At 71.0% G+C, this 15,007-nt stretch carries 16 protein-coding genes; 6 read left to right on the top strand and 10 right to left on the bottom strand.

All coding sequences use genetic code 11. The features are described 5' to 3' along the window. From AC4BGC_RS09530 to AC4BGC_RS09515, 4 genes are all read right to left on the bottom strand, one after another. Positions 1 to 1,647, bottom strand: a complete 1,647-nt coding sequence (locus AC4BGC_RS09530) for a bifunctional 3'-5' exonuclease/DNA polymerase (protein WP_490555331.1) — start codon at positions 1,645 to 1,647, stop codon at positions 1 to 3. A 33-nt stretch (positions 1,648 to 1,680) separates the two neighbouring features. Beyond that, positions 1,681 to 2,154 carry an XdhC family protein gene (locus AC4BGC_RS09525; RefSeq protein ID WP_490555330.1) on the bottom strand — a complete coding sequence of 158 codons (474 nt, stop codon included), beginning with the start codon at positions 2,152 to 2,154 and terminating at the stop codon, positions 1,681 to 1,683. 30 nt (positions 2,155 to 2,184) lie between these two features. Continuing rightward, on the bottom strand, positions 2,185 to 3,093 hold the full coding sequence (locus AC4BGC_RS09520; protein ID WP_490555329.1) for a S1C family serine protease: 909 nt from the start codon (positions 3,091 to 3,093) through the stop codon (positions 2,185 to 2,187). Positions 3,094 to 3,209: 116 nt separating this feature from the next. Next, a complete protein-coding gene (locus tag AC4BGC_RS09515) occupies positions 3,210 to 3,554 on the bottom strand; it encodes a DUF2200 domain-containing protein (RefSeq protein WP_490544083.1) in 345 nt (114 codons plus the stop codon). 64 nt (positions 3,555 to 3,618) lie between these two features. Between AC4BGC_RS09515 and AC4BGC_RS09510 the strand changes: the two genes are divergently transcribed. Together AC4BGC_RS09510 and AC4BGC_RS09505 are read left to right on the top strand one after the other, a co-directional pair. Then, a complete protein-coding gene (locus tag AC4BGC_RS09510; protein WP_490555738.1) occupies positions 3,619 to 4,665 on the top strand; it encodes an NAD(P)-dependent alcohol dehydrogenase in 1,047 nt (348 codons plus the stop codon). Between the two features lie 69 nt (positions 4,666 to 4,734). Then, the gene (locus AC4BGC_RS09505; RefSeq protein WP_490555327.1) at positions 4,735 to 5,232 is read left to right on the top strand and encodes a thioesterase family protein; all 498 of its coding nucleotides are present in this window, start codon (positions 4,735 to 4,737) and stop codon (positions 5,230 to 5,232) included. A gap of 7 nt (positions 5,233 to 5,239) precedes the next feature. Here the strand turns inward: AC4BGC_RS09505 and AC4BGC_RS09500 are convergent, their stop codons facing one another. The 3 genes from AC4BGC_RS09500 to AC4BGC_RS09490 form a co-directional block, all read right to left on the bottom strand. Next, positions 5,240 to 6,547, bottom strand: coding sequence for a hypothetical protein (locus AC4BGC_RS09500; RefSeq protein WP_490555326.1), 1,308 nt, complete (start codon positions 6,545 to 6,547; stop codon positions 5,240 to 5,242). Between the two features lie 85 nt (positions 6,548 to 6,632). Further along, a complete protein-coding gene (locus tag AC4BGC_RS09495) occupies positions 6,633 to 7,472 on the bottom strand; it encodes an RCC1 domain-containing protein (RefSeq protein ID WP_490555325.1) in 840 nt (279 codons plus the stop codon). A gap of 315 nt (positions 7,473 to 7,787) precedes the next feature. Further along, entirely contained in the window at positions 7,788 to 8,780 is a 993-nt protein-coding gene (locus tag AC4BGC_RS09490; protein WP_490555323.1) for an aldo/keto reductase, read from the bottom strand. Positions 8,781 to 8,954: 174 nt separating this feature from the next. Between AC4BGC_RS09490 and AC4BGC_RS09485 the strand changes: the two genes are divergently transcribed. From AC4BGC_RS09485 to AC4BGC_RS09475, 3 genes are read left to right on the top strand one after another with little or no spacing between them, the layout of a single operon-like run. Continuing rightward, positions 8,955 to 9,650, top strand: a complete 696-nt coding sequence (locus AC4BGC_RS09485; protein WP_490555322.1) for a class I SAM-dependent methyltransferase — start codon at positions 8,955 to 8,957, stop codon at positions 9,648 to 9,650. A 28-nt stretch (positions 9,651 to 9,678) separates the two neighbouring features. Then, positions 9,679 to 10,152: a GNAT family N-acetyltransferase gene (locus AC4BGC_RS09480; protein WP_490555321.1), complete on the top strand. Its 474-nt coding sequence runs from the start codon at positions 9,679 to 9,681 to the stop codon at positions 10,150 to 10,152. A 36-nt stretch (positions 10,153 to 10,188) separates the two neighbouring features. Beyond that, entirely contained in the window at positions 10,189 to 11,523 is a 1,335-nt protein-coding gene (locus tag AC4BGC_RS09475; RefSeq protein WP_490544087.1) for a cytochrome P450, read from the top strand. Here AC4BGC_RS09475 and AC4BGC_RS09470 read toward each other — a convergent pair. Continuing rightward, complete coding sequence (locus AC4BGC_RS09470) at positions 11,513 to 12,376, bottom strand: hypothetical protein (protein WP_490555319.1); 864 nt, start codon at positions 12,374 to 12,376, stop codon at positions 11,513 to 11,515. The genes AC4BGC_RS09475 and AC4BGC_RS09470 overlap by 11 nt on opposite strands. 27 nt (positions 12,377 to 12,403) lie before the next feature. Beyond that, on the bottom strand, positions 12,404 to 13,225 hold the full coding sequence (locus AC4BGC_RS09465) for a formate dehydrogenase accessory sulfurtransferase FdhD (protein ID WP_490546765.1): 822 nt from the start codon (positions 13,223 to 13,225) through the stop codon (positions 12,404 to 12,406). Between the two features lie 79 nt (positions 13,226 to 13,304). Here AC4BGC_RS09465 and AC4BGC_RS09460 point away from each other — a divergent pair, with 79 nt between their 5' ends. Beyond that, complete coding sequence (locus tag AC4BGC_RS09460; protein ID WP_490555318.1) at positions 13,305 to 13,934, top strand: hypothetical protein; 630 nt, start codon at positions 13,305 to 13,307, stop codon at positions 13,932 to 13,934. Positions 13,935 to 13,992: 58 nt separating this feature from the next. Here AC4BGC_RS09460 and AC4BGC_RS09455 read toward each other — a convergent pair whose 3' ends face one another. Next, positions 13,993 to 15,003, bottom strand: a complete 1,011-nt coding sequence (locus AC4BGC_RS09455) for an aldo/keto reductase family protein (protein WP_490544090.1) — start codon at positions 15,001 to 15,003, stop codon at positions 13,993 to 13,995. Between the last annotated feature and the right edge of the window lie 4 nt (positions 15,004 to 15,007).

The raw sequence follows: 15,007 nt of genomic DNA, 5'->3' as shown, positions 1-15,007 counted from the left end.
TCAGGTGGGAGTCGCGCCCGGCTTGCCGGCCTCGGCGTACGACCGCACGATCGAGACGTTGAGCGGGAAGTCGACGGCGACGTCGCGGAACAGCAGGCTCGCGGCCGTCGCCGCCGCCTGGTGGGTCTGCTCGGCCACCGCGTCCGCGAGCGCTGCCGGGGTGTGTACGACGACCTCGTCGTGCAGGAAGAACACCAGGTGCGGCCGCGACACCAGGGAGCCGTCCGCGCCCAGGCGCCAGAGCCGGTTGCGCAGGTCGGCGATCCAGCACAGCGCCCACTCCGCGCCGGTGCCCTGCACCACGAAGTTGCGGGTGAACCGCCCGTGCGTGCGTCGCCGGTTGGCTCTCAGGTCCGGGTCGACCGAGGGGTCCTCGACGAGGTGCGCCCACGCCTCGCCCGGGCTCGGCGACCCCCGGCCCAGCAGCGTGCGCACCACCTCGCCCCGCTCGCCGTCGCGGGCCGCCTCCTCGACCAGGCCGAAGGCGTCGGGGTACCGCTTGGTCAGCCCGGCGACCAGGCGCCCGCTCTCGCCGCGGGTGGCGCCGTACATCGCCCCGAGCAGGCCCAGCTTGGCGGCGTTCCGGCTGGCCACGGCGCCGTCCTCGACCATGCCCTCGTAGAGGTCGGTGCCCCGGGCCGAGCGGAGCAGCGCCCGGTCGCCGCTCATCCCGGCCAGCACGCGCGGCTCCAGCTGAGCGACGTCGGCGACCACGAAAACCCACCCGTCGTCGGCCACGGCAGCGGGCCGGACCTGCACCGGGATGGAGAGCGCGCCGCCGCCGTTCGAGGACCAGCGACCCGTGGCCGAGCCGGCGGGCTGGTACGACGGACGGAACCGGCCGTCGCTGACCCACTCGTCGATCCAGGCCCACCCGTTGGTCGAGAACAGGTGCGCCAGCTGCTTGTAACGCAGCAGCGCGGTGATGCCCGGGTGCTCCAGGTGGCGCAGCGACGAGGCGCGGGTGTCCGCGACGTCCAGCCCGGCCCGACGCAGCGCCGCCAGCAGCTCCGGCCTGGAGTCGGGGTTGAGCCTCGGCGCCTCGAACGCGGCACGCACCTCCACGGCCAGCGCCTCCAGCCCCGCCGGCCGGGCGCCGCGCGGCGGTCGCGACCCGAGCAGGTCGGTGAGCAGCTGCTCGTGGACCTCCACCCGCCACGGCACACCCGCGTGGGTCATCTCGGCCGCTGCGAGGGCACCCGAGGACTCCGCCGCCAGCAGCAGGCCGAGCCGAGCGGGCTCGCTCGACACCGCCACCGCTGCGAGCTGACGGGCGTCCTCGAGGTCGGCCCGCAGGTGCTCGGTGACGTCGTCAGAGGCGAACAGGGCCGGATCGGAAGGCGTCGCCGGCCCGAGCCGGTCCCAGTGCTCAGACTGCGGGCCCTCCAGCAACCCCGCGTCCACGGCGGGTGCCCCCAGCAGCAGCTGGTGACACAGCCGCAGGTCGTGGCAGCGCTCGACCCGCACCCCGGCCGCCAGCAGGGGCGGGTACCACCGGGCGGTGTCGTCCCAGACCCAGCGCGGCCGGTCCGCCTCGTGCTCGCGCACGTACGCCGGCAGCTCGGCCGTCGTCAGCTCGCGCTCAACCCCGTCGGCGACGACGAGGACCCTGTCTCCCGGGAGTCGCGAGAGGGAGATCCGGGCCATGGGGACACCCTGACACCGGCGGCGGACACGGGGTCAGCCGGCCATCGGCCCGCCGCTGCGGCCGTAGGAGCACGCCACGATCTCCGCGACCACCGACAGCGCGATCTCGCCGGGGGCCTTGCCCCCGGTGTCGAGACCGGCGGGGACGTGCAGCTTCTCCAGGCCCGCCACGCCCTCGGTCGCCAGGTCCTCCTGCAACCCCGCGGCGCGGCGGCGGCTGGCCATCATCGCGACGTACGACGCGGGGGAGGCGAGTGCGTCCCGCAGGACCTGCGGTGCGTCCGGGGCGTCGTGGTCACACAGCACAACCGCGTCGCCCGCACGCAGCCCGAGTCCGGCCAGTGCTGCAACGCCACGACCGTCGGTGTCCTCATCGATCACGGTGACGTCGCGACCGGCGGTGGTCGCGATCGTGGCGATGGCCTCGGAGATCGGGTTGCGGGTGAGCAGCACGACCCGGGCGGGCGCGGGGTTCTCGTCGGACCAGGGCTGCTCGCGCGTCGGCATCGCCCAAGCGTGCCACGCACCGGGCCGACGTCAAGGTGTCCCGCACGTCAGCACGGCGCTGCAGGCCACACCCATCCGGACCGCCCAGGAGATGCCCTCGATCGAGGTCATCAGGTCGGTGTCGGCCGCCGTCATCGTGTTGACGCCCAAGACCTTGCCGTGCCGGTCGAGCAGCGGTCCACCGGAGTTGCCGGGGTTGATGCCCGCGTCGGTCTGGAAGAACTCCTTGGACATGTTGGAGACGACGCCGACGGTGACGCTGTCCTCCAGACCCAGCGGTGCTCCGATCGCCACCACCGAGTCCCCCTTCTCCGGCGTGTCGGCGACCTCGAGCGGGGGGAGGTCGGCATCGAGCTCGAGGAGAGCCAGGTCGTGCTCCTCGTCCCAGGAGACGAGCCTCGTCTGGTACGTCGTGGACGCCCTTCTCGAGCCGACCTCGAACTCGTCGCCGATGCAGTCGGAGACCACGTGATGGTTGGTCAGGACAGATGTCGTGCTCTCGGTGCTCTGGGCCCCGCTCACGGCGAACCCCGAACCCTGGCTGCCGCCACACTCGACGACGACCACGGAGGGCAGCGCCGCCTTGGAGACCTTGGCGATGTCGATGGTGCGCTCGGCCTGGTCCCGCACGGTGGAGTCGAGCTCCCCGACGGAGTCGAGCAACGCCCCCACGTCGTCCTTCATCTGGCTGACCTCGCCCTGGAGCCGCGACGACGACCCGGCCATCTCCGAGAGGGCCTTCCGGGTCGCCTCCTGCTCCTGGGTCAGCCGGAGGACGCGCTGGTCGAGCTCCCTGGTCCGCGCGCGGGACTGCTTGTCCTGGTCGTGGAGCGCGTACAGCCCGGCCAGGACGGCCAGCAGCCCGATCATCAGCACCAGCACGATCAGGGGGAGCGCTCTCGTGGTTCTCGAACCGGCAGGTTGCCACTGTCCCGACATGTTCCGTCACCCCTGACCCGATCGGCGTGCAGCAAAGACTTGGGCACGGAGGGCGCAGCCAGGAATCCCCAGAACAGGGGAGGAGTGGTACGCCGCGGGGGTTCTCGCCGGCCAGGCTAGGCCGTGCGCAGCACCTTCTCCAGTGCCTTGCCCTTGGCGAGCTCGTCGACGAGCTTGTCCAGGTAGCGGATCTTCTGCATCAACGGGTCCTCGATGTCCTGCACCCGAACGCCGCACACGACACCGGTGATCGAGGACGCCAGCGGGTTGAGCCGGGCCTCGGCGAAGAAGTCCTCGAAGGTGGTCTCGGCTTCGAGGTGCGCATGCAGGGCCGCCTCGTCGAAACCGGTGAGCCACTCGAAAACCTGGTCGAGCTCGGCCCGGGTGCGTCCCTTCCGCTCCACCTTGTTGACGTAGTGCGGGTAGACCGAGGCGACGCTGACGCGGAAGATGCGGCTCACCTTCGCTAGCGTAGGCGCGCGCTCGGACAACCGCGAGCCCCGACTTCCACCGCGAGGACCTCACATCACCATGCTCGTGAACGCGTACGCCGCCCCCGCCGCTGGTGCACCGCTGGCCCCGACCACCATCGAACGCCGGGACGTGGGTGCCAACGACGTCCTGATCGAGATCGAGTACGCCGGGATCTGCCACTCCGACATCCACACCGTCAACGGCGACTGGGGTCGCCAGCCGTTCCCGGTCGTGCCCGGCCACGAGATCGTCGGCACCGTCACCGAGGTCGGGTCCGGGGTCACCCGGCACGCAGTCGGCGACCGGGTCGGAGTCGGCTGCATGGTCAACTCGTGCGGCGAGTGCGACAACTGCAGCAACGGCGACGAGCAGTACTGCGCGGACGGCATGGTCGCGACGTACGCCGGAACCGACCGCGACGGCACCACCACGCAGGGCGGCTACTCGACCCACGTCGTCGTGGACGCCGACTACGTCCTCTCCGTGCCCGCCGGCATCGGCTCGGCCGAGGCTGCGCCGCTGCTGTGCGCGGGGATCACGACGTACGCGCCGCTGCGCAAGTGGGGAGCCGGCCCGGGCAGGAAGGTCGCAGTGGTGGGGCTCGGTGGCCTGGGCCACCTGGCGGTCAAGATCGCGCACGCCCTCGGTGCCGAGGTCACGGTGCTCTCGCAGTCGCTGAAGAAGCAGGAGGACGGGCTGCGCCTCGGCGCGGACCACTATTACGCCACCTCGGACCCGGGCACCTTCAAGCAGCTGCGCGGGCACTTCGACCTGATCCTCAACACCGTCAGCGCCGCGATCGACCTCGACCGCCACCTCGGCATGCTCGCCGTCGACGGCACCCTGGTCAACGTCGGCGTCCCGCCCGAGGCGCTCAGCCTGCGCGTGGGATTGCTCATCGGCGCCCGTCGGTCCTTCGCCGGATCGCTGATCGGCGGCATCGCCCTGACCCAGGAGATGCTGGACTTCTGCGCCGAGCACCACATCGGGGCCGAGGTCGAGGTGATCTCGGTGGACCAGGTGAACGAGGCCTACGAGCGGGTGCTCGCCTCCGACGTCCGATACCGCTTCGTCATCGACGTGGCCACGCTCGGCTGAGTCACTCGGGGGCCGGCGACGGGGGTCTGGGGGAAGGCCGCTCCCGGCCTCCCGGTAATCTCACATTTTGTGCGCCCATCCCATCCCACGTACGAGCAGCTCGCTGCCCTTCCCGCCTACACCGTCCAGCCGGTGCCGGTGCCGTTCGAGGACGCCAACGGGCACCTCAACGTCAGGCACTACACCGGCATCGCCAGCGAGGGGCTCGATGAGTCCCTGGTCGCGCTGGGGATCCCGCAGAACTGGCCCGCGGAGGGGCACGCCTGCTTCTCCGCCGAGCACCACCTGGTCTACCTCGCCGAGCTCCTGACCGGCGCCAGCATCTCCTCGCGGGTGCGGCTGCTCGGACGATCCGAGCGGGCCGCGCACGCGCTGGTCTATCTCCTCGACGACACCAACGAGCGGCTCAGCTTCGTGATGGAGGAGATCTTCCTGCACATCGACATGGAGTCCCGTCTCACCGCTCCCTGGCCCGAGCACGTGGCCGCGGCGCTCGACGCCGAGATCGCCAAGCAGTCCGAGCTGCCCTGGGAGCCGGACGTGTGCGGGGCGCTCGCCCTGCGCTGAGCGCTGGTCAGCGCCGGGTGACCCGGAACTTGGTGCTGGCAGTTCGACCGCTGAATGCCCCGGTGGTGCTGACGGGCCTCATCCCGGGGCGCTTTCCGACCCGGAACTTGACCTGGTAGCGGCCGTTGACGTTGGCGCGAGCGTTCTTGGGGGAGACGCGCTTGCCGCGGTAGGTCACCGTGACTGGCTCGCCGCTGGCGAGGCCGGTCACGGTGACTCGCTGTCGGTGGCGGATCTCGGCGGGTCGCTTGGTGAGCTTGAGGCCGAGGGTCTTGCTGATCACGACGCGGGCAGTGGTCGCGCCGGTGCGGTCCGGGTTCGATCCGGTGACCGTGATCGCGGCGATGCCGTCACGTGCCTGGGTTGGAATGCGCACCGGGGTGAGGACGCGGCTGCTGGTGGCGGTACCCGTTGCGACGCGGAGACCCCCGACCCGCACGGTGTACTGCTCACCGGACTCGAGTCCGGCGGTGCCGACTGTGAGTGGGGTGCCGGCCAAGTGCAGTCCGGTGGGGGCGGTGACCTTCAGGACCGTTGCGGGCCGGGTCACCGAGATCGCCACCTGGGTGGTGGTGGTGCCGTTCTCGTTGCTCGCCTTGAGGGCGAAGGTGCTCTGGCCGAGCGCGATCGGCTTGACCGAGGTGGAACCGGTGGCGTTCTTGGTCCCTGTCCAGGCGCCGGAGGCGGTCACGGTGACGGCGTCCACGGTGGTCCAGGTCAGCGTCGTGGACTCTCCTCGACGCAAGGACCGGTCCGCGGCCTCGAGCTTGACGTCCGGGGCGAGGTCGGTGGCGACCCGGGCGGTCGGGGCCGAGAGGTCCGAGGCGGTCTGGTAGCCGGGCCTCGTTGCGGTCACGTTTACGGTGATGGCGGTGTTTCGCTGGGCGGGGGTCAGCTTCAACTTGTCCCCCGTGGCGCCCGTGATGGCGGCCCCGTCGGCGTACCACTGGTACGAGAGTGCCTCGGGGGTAGGCGTGATCGTGCCGCTGGCCGCGGTCAGGGTCGCCCCGACCTTCAGAGTCCCGGAGATGCTCGGCGTCCCGGTCACGGTGAAGGTGCCCGCCCCGACCAGCGCGGTCGCCGGTGATGTGGAGGTGGAGGTGGTATAGCCGGCCTTGACCGCGCTGACCTCGACGCTGATCGCCTTACCCTGCTCGGCTGCGGTTGGGGTGAACGTGTCGCCGGTGGCTCCCGCGACCACACTTGCGTCGGCGAGCCATTGGTAGGCGTAGGAGTCCGGTACCGGAGCGACTTCGCCAGCGCCCGCGGTCAGGGTCTGCCCCACGCCGGGGGACCCGGTGATCGTCGCAGTCACGCCCGGCAGGAAGTCCTGCGTGCTATCCGCGAGGATCGCGAGGCTGTGGGCGCCCCCGGCTGCGATCGCTGTGACGCTTCTGCCGTCAAGGCTGGCCGGGACGCGTGCCCCCCCCGTCCGCGTCGTAGCCCCAGACGATGACTTGTCCGGTGGAGGTCAGCGCCAGGCTGTGGGCGCCCCCGGCTGCGATCGCGGTGACGGTCTGGCCCTCAAAACTGTCCGGAACACGTGTCCGGTCATCCGCGGCGTAGCCCCAGGCGATGACCTCTCCGGTGGAGGTCAGCGCCATGCTGAAAAAGCTCCCGGCTGCGATCGCGGTGACGGTCTTGCCGTCAAGGCTGTCCGGGACGCGTGCCTGACCCAACTCGTCGTTGCCCCAGGCGATGACCTGGCCGGTGGAGCTCAATGCCATGCTTTGGTTGTATCCGGCTGCAATCGCGGTCACGGTCTGATCCTCGAGGCTGTCCGGAACGCCTGCCGCGGGATCCGCGTTTTGGCCCCAGGTGATGACCCGTCCGGTGGAGGTCAGCGCCAGGCTGTGGGCACCCCCGGCTGCGATCGCGGTGACGGTCTTGCCGTCAAGGCTGTCCGGGACGCGTGCCTGACCCAACTCGTCGTCGCCCCAGGCGATGACCTGTCCGGTGGAGGTCAGCGCCAGGCTGTGAAAGGTCCCGGCTGCGATCGCGGTGACGGTCTTGCCGTCAAGGCTGTCCGGGATGCGTGCCTGACCATTCCAGTCGGCGCCCCAGGCGATGACCTGTCCGGTGGAGGTCAGCGCCAAGCTGTGGCCGTATCCAGCGGCGATTGCGGTGACGGTCTTGCCGTCAAGGCTGTCCGGGACGCTGCTGCGGCCATCCAGGTTGGAGCCCCAGCCGACGACCGTGCCGCCGGGGGCGGCCTGCGCCGAGGTGGCGGTCAGTGCCACGCTTGCGACCGTGAGCAAGAGCACCGCGAACACGGACAGTGCTCGTCGGGCTCCAGTTGCGGTCAACGAACCGGTCAAGTGGGCATGGGTCGGCGAACTCGAAAGCATGTACGGACCTCGCGCTGAGAGGATCGGTACCCCGAGTGACCGAGTGACCGAGTGACGCGCACGCTGCGTCATCACGCGATGAGATTAGGGTCCGATTTAGGTGGAGCTCTCGAAAACCGGTTTTTCGCCATTCTTTAATGTCCCACCCCCGCCGAAAACGAGGACCTATATCGATTACGACCTCGAGCAGGACGAGAACGTGCTACCTCAGCGGTCGACCATCCTCGCCATCGCCTCGGGGTAGCGGTCACCCTGCACCTGGACGCTGGCCGATGCCTGGTCGAGCTCGTCGAGGTCCTCGGGGGTGAGGACGAGGTCGGCCGACCCCAGGTTCTCCTCGAGCCGCTCCAGCCGCCTGGTGCCGGGGATCGGCACGATCCACGGCCTCTGGGCCAACAGCCAGGCCAGCGCCACCTGGCCGACGGTGGCGCCCTTGCGCTCGGCCACCTCGGTGATCAGGTCGACCAGAGCGAGGTTGGCCTTGAGTGCCTCCTGCTCGAAGCGGGGGAGGGTGGCCCGGATGTCGCCCTCGCCGAAGGTGGTCTCCGCGGTCACCTGACCGGTCAGGAACCCGCGTCCGAGAGGGCTGAACGGGACGAACCCGATGTCGAGCTCGAACAGCACCGGGAGGATCTGGTCCTCGGGCTCGCGCCAGAACAGCGAGTACTCGCTCTGCAGTGCCATGACCGGGTGCACGGCATGCGCACGGCGGATGTTCGAGACGCCTGCCTCCGAGAGCCCGAAGTGGCGCACCTTGCCGTCCTCGACGAGCTCCTTGACCGTGCCGGCGACGTCCTCCATGGGGACGTCCGGGTCGACGCGGTGCTGGTAGAGCAGGTCGATGGTGTCGGTGCGTAGGCGACGCAGGGAGCCCTCGACCGCAGCTCGGATGTTCTCGGGCCTGCTGTTCACGCCACCGGCCTGGCGGCCGGACTCGTCGTAGGCGAACCCGAACTTGGTCGCGATCACCACCTGGTCGCGGACCGGCTGCAGGGCCTCGCCGACCAAATCCTCATTGTGGAAGGGGCCGTACACCTCGGCGGTGTCGAAGAGCGTGACGCCACGGTCCACGGCTGCACGCAGGAAAGTGACCATCTCCTCGCGGGGAGGTCGCGCGCCGAACGACTGGCTCATTCCCATGCAGCCGAGCCCGAGAGCGGAGACCTGGAGGCCGGACGTGCCGAGTGTGCGTGCCTGCATGGGCGCTCCTTGCTCGCGGGTGGGCGTTCCCGCTCCACGTTAGGCCGGGTGTCGAGACCTGCGTCGATCGACAGGTGTTTGCCAGAACGGCAAGCATTCTTGCTTCTGCTCCAGGTGGTCCGCATGCTGGGCTGGAGACGCAGTCCGGCGTCGTACGACGAAGGAGCGGTCACCATGAGTGGGCACCAGCACGAGGACCAGCACGACCAGCAGCACGGGCACGGCCACGCGATGACCGAGGAGGAGGCCGCCTCCTTCTTCGAGCCCGCGGGCTGGGAGGAGCGGTACTCCGGCGACGCCCAGATGTGGAGCGGTGACCCCAACCCGCAGCTGGTCACCGAGGCCTCGAAGCTGACCCCGGGCACCGCGCTCGACGTGGGCTGCGGCGAGGGCGGCGACGTGATCTGGCTGGCCCGGCAGGGCTGGGAGGTCACCGGTGCGGACTTCTCCGCCAACGGGCTGGCCCGCGCGGCCCGGCACGCCGAGCAGGCAGGCGTCGCCGACCGCACCCACTGGTGGCAGGTCGACGCACGCACCTTCGACCCGGCCGGGCGTTCCTTCGACCTGGTCAGCACTCACTTCCTGCACCCGCCGGACGGCGGCATGGTCGAGGTGACCCGCCGGCTCACCGAGGCCGTCGCGCCCGGTGGCCACCTCCTGGTCGTGGGTCACGAGCCGTCCGAGGAGCACACCCAGCTCACCGAGAGCCACCGGCGGGCGATGTTCCTCGCCGAGGACCTGCTCCTGGCCCTGCCCGAGGACTTCGAGGTGCTCGTGGCCGAGCAGCGACCCAGGGTGACCACCCGCGACGGTGTGACGATGCACATCGCCGACTCCACCCTGCTCGCCCGGCGCCGTTCCAGCCGCTGAGGCGGCCCGGCACGGGCACACTGGGGCCATGACCGAGACGGTGACCGGTGGCCCGGACGACGCAGGAGTGCGCGACGCCGCACGGCTGCTGCACGACTTCAACGTGGAGTACGACGAGCCCTCGCCGCCGCCCGACTGGCTGGCCATTCGGCTCGCCGAGCTGGTGGCGCAGGACCAGGTCACGGTGCTGCTCGCCCGGGAGCCGGAGGAAGGTACACCGGTCGGCGTCGCGGTGATGCGGGTGCAGCCCTCGCTGTGGAGCACGGCGGGGGAGGCCTACCTGGCCGAGCTCTACGTCGTACCGGAGCACCGCGGGCACGGACACGGCCGGGACCTGGTCACCGAGGCCCTGCGGGTCGCGCGGGAGCTCGGCGCCGACTACGCGTTCCTGATCACCAGCGAGGATGACCGGCTCGCCATGCGCCTCTACGAGGCAGCCGGGTTCCGGAGCACCGAGGGTGAGGGCGGACCGGCCATGGTCGCCTACGAACGGGAGCTGTAGCCTCCCCGAGCACGTCACCGATCCCGGAGGATCCGCATGGCCCAGCTCCGCACCGTCCCCGTGAGTCCCGTCCCCGTGACGCGCGCCGCCGTGCGGTGGTCGCTCGGCCATGCGCTGCCGCGTGCCGTGCTCCGGCGGGCCGCCAGGCAAGGCGACCTGCACGGGCGGATGTTCGTCGCCACCCACTCCGGCCGGGGCAGCGACCTCGACCCGATCCTCGACGAGCTGCGGGAGCAGGGGCCGGTCTACCGGGGGAGGTACGCCGCGGTCAGCGCCGACAACGCAGCGGTGCGGGAGCTGCTGTCGAGTCCCGACGCCCGCGCCGCCTTCGGCACCGTCGAGGGGGAGGGCGCGCTGGGCCGGCTGCAGGCCTGGTCGATGCGGGACGCGCCGCTGGGCCCGCTGACGCCACCGTCGCTGCTGGTGACCGAGCCGCCGGACCACACCCGTTACCGCAAGCTGGTCTCGCGCGTCTTCAGCGTGCGCGCGGTCGAGCAGTTGCGCGCCCGTACCCAGGAGATCGCCACCGGCCTCCTGGACCGGATCGACCCGAGCAGCCCCGCGGACATCGTCGCGTCGTACTGCAGCCTGCTGCCGGTCACCGTGATCGCCGAGATCCTCGGGGTCCCGGAGAAGGACCGCGACCAGGTCCTCCGGTTCGGCGAGGCCGCCGCGCCCAGCCTCGACCTCGGCCTGTCCTGGCGGGAGTTCCGCCACGTCGAGTCCGCGCTGCGCGAGTTCGACCAGTGGCTCGACCAGCACCTTGCGGGCTTGCGACGGCAGCCGGGCGACGACCTGCTCAGCCAGCTCGTCGCCGCCCAGGAGGACGGCATCGGGCTCACCGACGCCGAGCTGAAGTCCACGGCCGGGCTGGTCCTGGCGGCCGGCTTCGAGACCACCGTGAACCTGCTCGGCAACGGCATCGCGATGCTCGCCGCTGACCCCGACCAGCGAACGGTGCTCGCCGAGCGCGCGGACCTGTGGCCCAACGCCGTCGACGAGGTGCTCCGCCTGGACCCGCCGGTGCTGCTCACCGGGCGGATGGTCAGGGCCGACACCGAGGTCGGTGGTGTCGCGATGCGCCGCGGCACGGTGATGGTCGGGCTGCTGGTGGGCGCCAACCGTGACCCCGGAGTCTTCCCCCGGCCCGAGACCTTCGACGTCGCCCGGGAGAACGCCCGCGACCACGTCTCGTTCTCCGCCGGCCGGCACTACTGCCTCGGCGCAGCGCTCGCCCGGATGGAGGGAGAGGTGGGGCTGCGCACACTGTTCGAGCGCTACCCCGACCTGCGCCTCGAACAGGGCGCCACCCGCCGGCGGACCCGGATCCTGCGCGGCTACGCGCAGCTGCCGGTCACGCTCAGCCCTTGAGCAGGGCAGCGACCTCGGGCGAGGAGTAGAACGGCTCGAGCTCGGCGCGCAGGACCCGTTCCAGGTCGCCGCTCTCGCGCAGCACCTCGACGACCCGTGGGGCCACCCGGACCACGTCCTCGACCAGGTCCTCCTGGTCGAGGTCGAGCTCCTCGAGCAGCTCGGTCACGGTGCGCTGCCCGAACCGGTCGAAGAACCCCTCCACGACCACGTCCGCCAGCCGCGCGACACCTTCGTCGCGGCCCTGTTCCTCGGTGAGCAGGTCCCAGGCCTCCAGGACGGCGTCGTGGGTGGTCGGGTCACGCAGCGTCTCGACCAGGATCCGGTTGAGGCGGCGCACGGCGAAGGTGCCGCCCTTGCCCATCGTGTCCCCGATGAGTCCCTCGAACTGCTTGTCGGCGGCGCCCATCATCCTCGAGGCGGCACTGGTGCCGAACGACATCAGCGACCCCAGGCCGGGGACCTTGTCGGTGACCGCCTTGTTGGCCTGGAGCACCTCACCGACGATGCGACCCATGAACCGCGAGGCCATCAGGCCGACCTCCGGGCCGGTGGTCAGCTGCTCGAGGGCCTGCTCGACCACGGGCAGGTGCTCGGGAAGCTCGTCGAGGACCTGCTCGAGATGCTCCCTGCGCAGGGCGTGGTCGAGGGCCCCGACCACCACGGTGGTGACCGCGTCCCGGTCGAGGAGGTCGTCGAGCCGGTGCTGTCCGACGGCGCCCAGCAGCTCGGTGGCGAGATGGGACAGCGTCGGTGCGAGCAGGTCGCCGCTGAGCCGGTCGAGGTGGTGCGCGACCTGCGCGTCGAGCAGTCGCCGGGCGGTCGAGTCGTCACGCGGGGCAGTGGAGGGCACGGGCAGACGCTACGGGAAGGACGGTCGTCAGTCCGTGACCCGGTCGCCGCCGGCGTACACCACGCAGCGCGAGGCGCGGGTGAACCCGGCGAGCAGGAGCCCGGCGTCGCGGGCCAGCGAGGTCGCCAGGGAGGTGGGGGCGCCGACGGCCACGATCGCCGAGACCCCGGAGACCACGGCCTTCTGCACCAGCTCGAAGCCCACCCGGCCGCTGAGCGTGAGCACCGGCGGCACCGGTTCGCGGGCCAGGATGCGGGCGCCGACGGCCTTGTCCACCGCGTTGTGGCGCCCCACGTCCTCGCGTACGACGACCGCGGCCCCCGTCGCGGTGAACAGGCCGGCCGCGTGCAGGCCGCCGGTCCGGTCGAACCCGGGCTGGTGCTCGCGGAGCCGGTCGGGCAGGGACAGCAGCACGTCGCGGGCCAGGGTCACCGGCTCGGCCGGCCTGGCGGCCGCGAGCACGTCCTGGACCGTCTCGGTCCCGCACACCCCGCACGCCGAGTTGACCAGCCGGGCGGTGGGCAGCGTCAGCGGGGGAGCGGCGAGGTCGACCGTGACGACGTTGAACTCCTCGAGGTCGGAGAGCGTCGAGTCGGTGCAGTACTTCACCGCGGCGATCGCCTCAGGCGTGGTCACGCCCTCGTGGACCAGCCAGCCCGCGGCGAGCTCGAAGTCCTGCCCAGGGGTGCGCATGGTGACCGCGACCCGCTGGGCGGGCAGGCCCGGCGCCGCCACCCGGATCTCCAGCGGTTCCTCGGTGGCCACCCGGTCCTCGTGCTCGAGCCGGGAGCCGTCACGGTGCTCCACGACGCGGATGCGCACCGAGGGGCCTGGCCGCCTGGACTTCATCGTGCTCACGTGGCCGACTCTAGACGCCGACACGGTGGCGGACCCGGGGGCTGGGACGGTTGCGGACTACGGTGACGCCATGACGGAACCGTTCGGCGACCGCGTGCGTCCCATCCCCATGGTGCGCAGACTGGTTCTTCTCGTGGTTGCCCTCGTGGCAGCGGTCCTGCTGGCAGGGTGCGGCTCGGCCGGGGACGGCACGTCGACGTCCAAGTCGACGTCGACGGAGGCCTCGGTGCCGCCCACCCCGACCGGTTCTCCGACCCTGCCCGCCGGTGAGCCCCCGGTGACCGAGTCGTTCAAGGTCGACGTGCCGGGGCTGCAGAGTCCGTTGTTCGCCATCCGCCAGGACCACCCGCGTGGTGGGTTCCAGGTCCGGCTGTTCGCACCCGACGAGGGGGCCTGGACCGAGCTGGAGGTCGAAGGACGTCCGCTGGTGCCGTTCACGGCCACCGACGTGCAGGAGCACCCGCTGAGCGTCGACTGCGGGACCGGGGGAGTGGTGGTCACCGAGGCGGTCCCGCACAAGCCGGCCGGCTCCTCGCCCACGTGGGACATTCTGCGGACGTCGTACGCCGTGGACGGCAGCGTGGTCACTGCGACGCCCACCGAGCGGGTCGAGGCGGACGTCGCGCCCGGCGAGCTGTCGGGCAGGTGGGCATCGCTGGTGAAGCACACCATGTTCGAGAGCTGCCGCGCCGCCGGCTGACAGGTCAGCCGACGGCGAGGCCCGCCCGATGGTGTCCAGGCCGTGCCCAGGATCTGGCTCAGGCGACCCGGGTCTGCGGTGAGTTCTCCGCGGTCTTGGCGCCGTCACGCTCCACGACGTCGCCCAGCGCGTCGTCGATCTTCGCCATCAGCTCGGCGGGGATCTTCACCCCGGCGGCCTTGACGTTCTCGCTGACCTGCTCGGGCCGCGAGGCCCCGACGAGGGCTGCGGCGACGTTCTCGTTCTGCAGCACCCACGCCACGGCGAGCTGGGCCATGGTGAGGTCGAGCTCCTCGGCCACCGGCTTGATCGCCTGCACGCGGGTGAGCACGTCGTCGTCCATGAACCGCTTGATCATGTTCGCGCCGCCCTTCTCGTCGGTGGCGCGCGAGCCCTGCGGCGGTGCCTGGCCGGGAAGGTACTTCCCGCTGAGCACGCCCTGGGCGATCGGCGACCAGACGATCTGGGAGATGCCGAGCTCGTGACAGGTGGGGACCACCTCGTCCTCGATGACCCGCCACAGCATGGAGTACTGCGGCTGGGAGGAGATCAGCTGGATGCCGAGGTCCTTGGCCAGCGCGTGGCCGTCGCGGATCTGGTCGGCGGTCCACTCGCTGACGCCGATGTAGAGCGCCTTGCCCTGGCGGACGATGTCGGCGAAGGCCTGCATCGTCTCCTCGAGCGGGGTCTCGGTGTCGTAGCGGTGTGCCTGGTAGAGGTCGACGTAGTCGGTCTGCAACCGGGTCAGGGACCCGTTGATCGACTCCATGATGTGCTTGCGGGACAGGCCGGTGTCGTTCTTGCCGCCCGGACCGGTGGGCCAGTAGACCTTGGTGAAGATCTCCAGCGATTCGCGTCGCTCGCCCTTGAGGGCGTCGCCGAGCACCGACTCGGCCTTGGTGTTCGCGTAGACGTCAGCGGTGTCGAAGGTGCTGATGCCCTCGTCGAGCGCGGCGCGCACGCACTGCGTGGCGACGTCGTTCTCGACCTGGGAGCCGTGGGTGAGCCAGTTGCCGTAGGTGATCTCTGAGATCTTGAGGCCTGAGTTGCCGAGGTATCGGAATTCCATGGAT

The sequence above is a fragment of the Nocardioides sp. Z38_18 genome (genome assembly GCF_058215695.1).
This window is presented reverse-complemented; position numbering and strand designations above follow the sequence as displayed.

What these genes read in the sequence shown, in the direction of transcription:
- AC4BGC_RS09520 (WP_490555329.1), bottom strand. Translation starts at nt 3,093, where the DNA reads ATGTCGGGACAGTGGCAACCTGCCGGTTCGAGAACCACGAGAGCGCTC.
- AC4BGC_RS09455 (WP_490544090.1), bottom strand. Translation starts at nt 15,003, where the DNA reads ATGGAATTCCGATACCTCGGCAACTCAGGCCTCAAGATCTCAGAGATC.
- AC4BGC_RS09485 (WP_490555322.1), top strand. Translation starts at nt 8,955, where the DNA reads ATGAGTGGGCACCAGCACGAGGACCAGCACGACCAGCAGCACGGGCAC.
- AC4BGC_RS09475 (WP_490544087.1), top strand. Translation starts at nt 10,189, where the DNA reads ATGGCCCAGCTCCGCACCGTCCCCGTGAGTCCCGTCCCCGTGACGCGC.
- AC4BGC_RS09460 (WP_490555318.1), top strand. Translation starts at nt 13,305, where the DNA reads ATGACGGAACCGTTCGGCGACCGCGTGCGTCCCATCCCCATGGTGCGC.
- AC4BGC_RS09465 (WP_490546765.1), bottom strand. Translation starts at nt 13,225, where the DNA reads ATGAAGTCCAGGCGGCCAGGCCCCTCGGTGCGCATCCGCGTCGTGGAG.
- AC4BGC_RS09530 (WP_490555331.1), bottom strand. Translation starts at nt 1,647, where the DNA reads ATGGCCCGGATCTCCCTCTCGCGACTCCCGGGAGACAGGGTCCTCGTC.
- AC4BGC_RS09525 (WP_490555330.1), bottom strand. Translation starts at nt 2,154, where the DNA reads ATGCCGACGCGCGAGCAGCCCTGGTCCGACGAGAACCCCGCGCCCGCC.
- AC4BGC_RS09480 (WP_490555321.1), top strand. Translation starts at nt 9,679, where the DNA reads ATGACCGAGACGGTGACCGGTGGCCCGGACGACGCAGGAGTGCGCGAC.
- AC4BGC_RS09490 (WP_490555323.1), bottom strand. Translation starts at nt 8,780, where the DNA reads ATGCAGGCACGCACACTCGGCACGTCCGGCCTCCAGGTCTCCGCTCTC.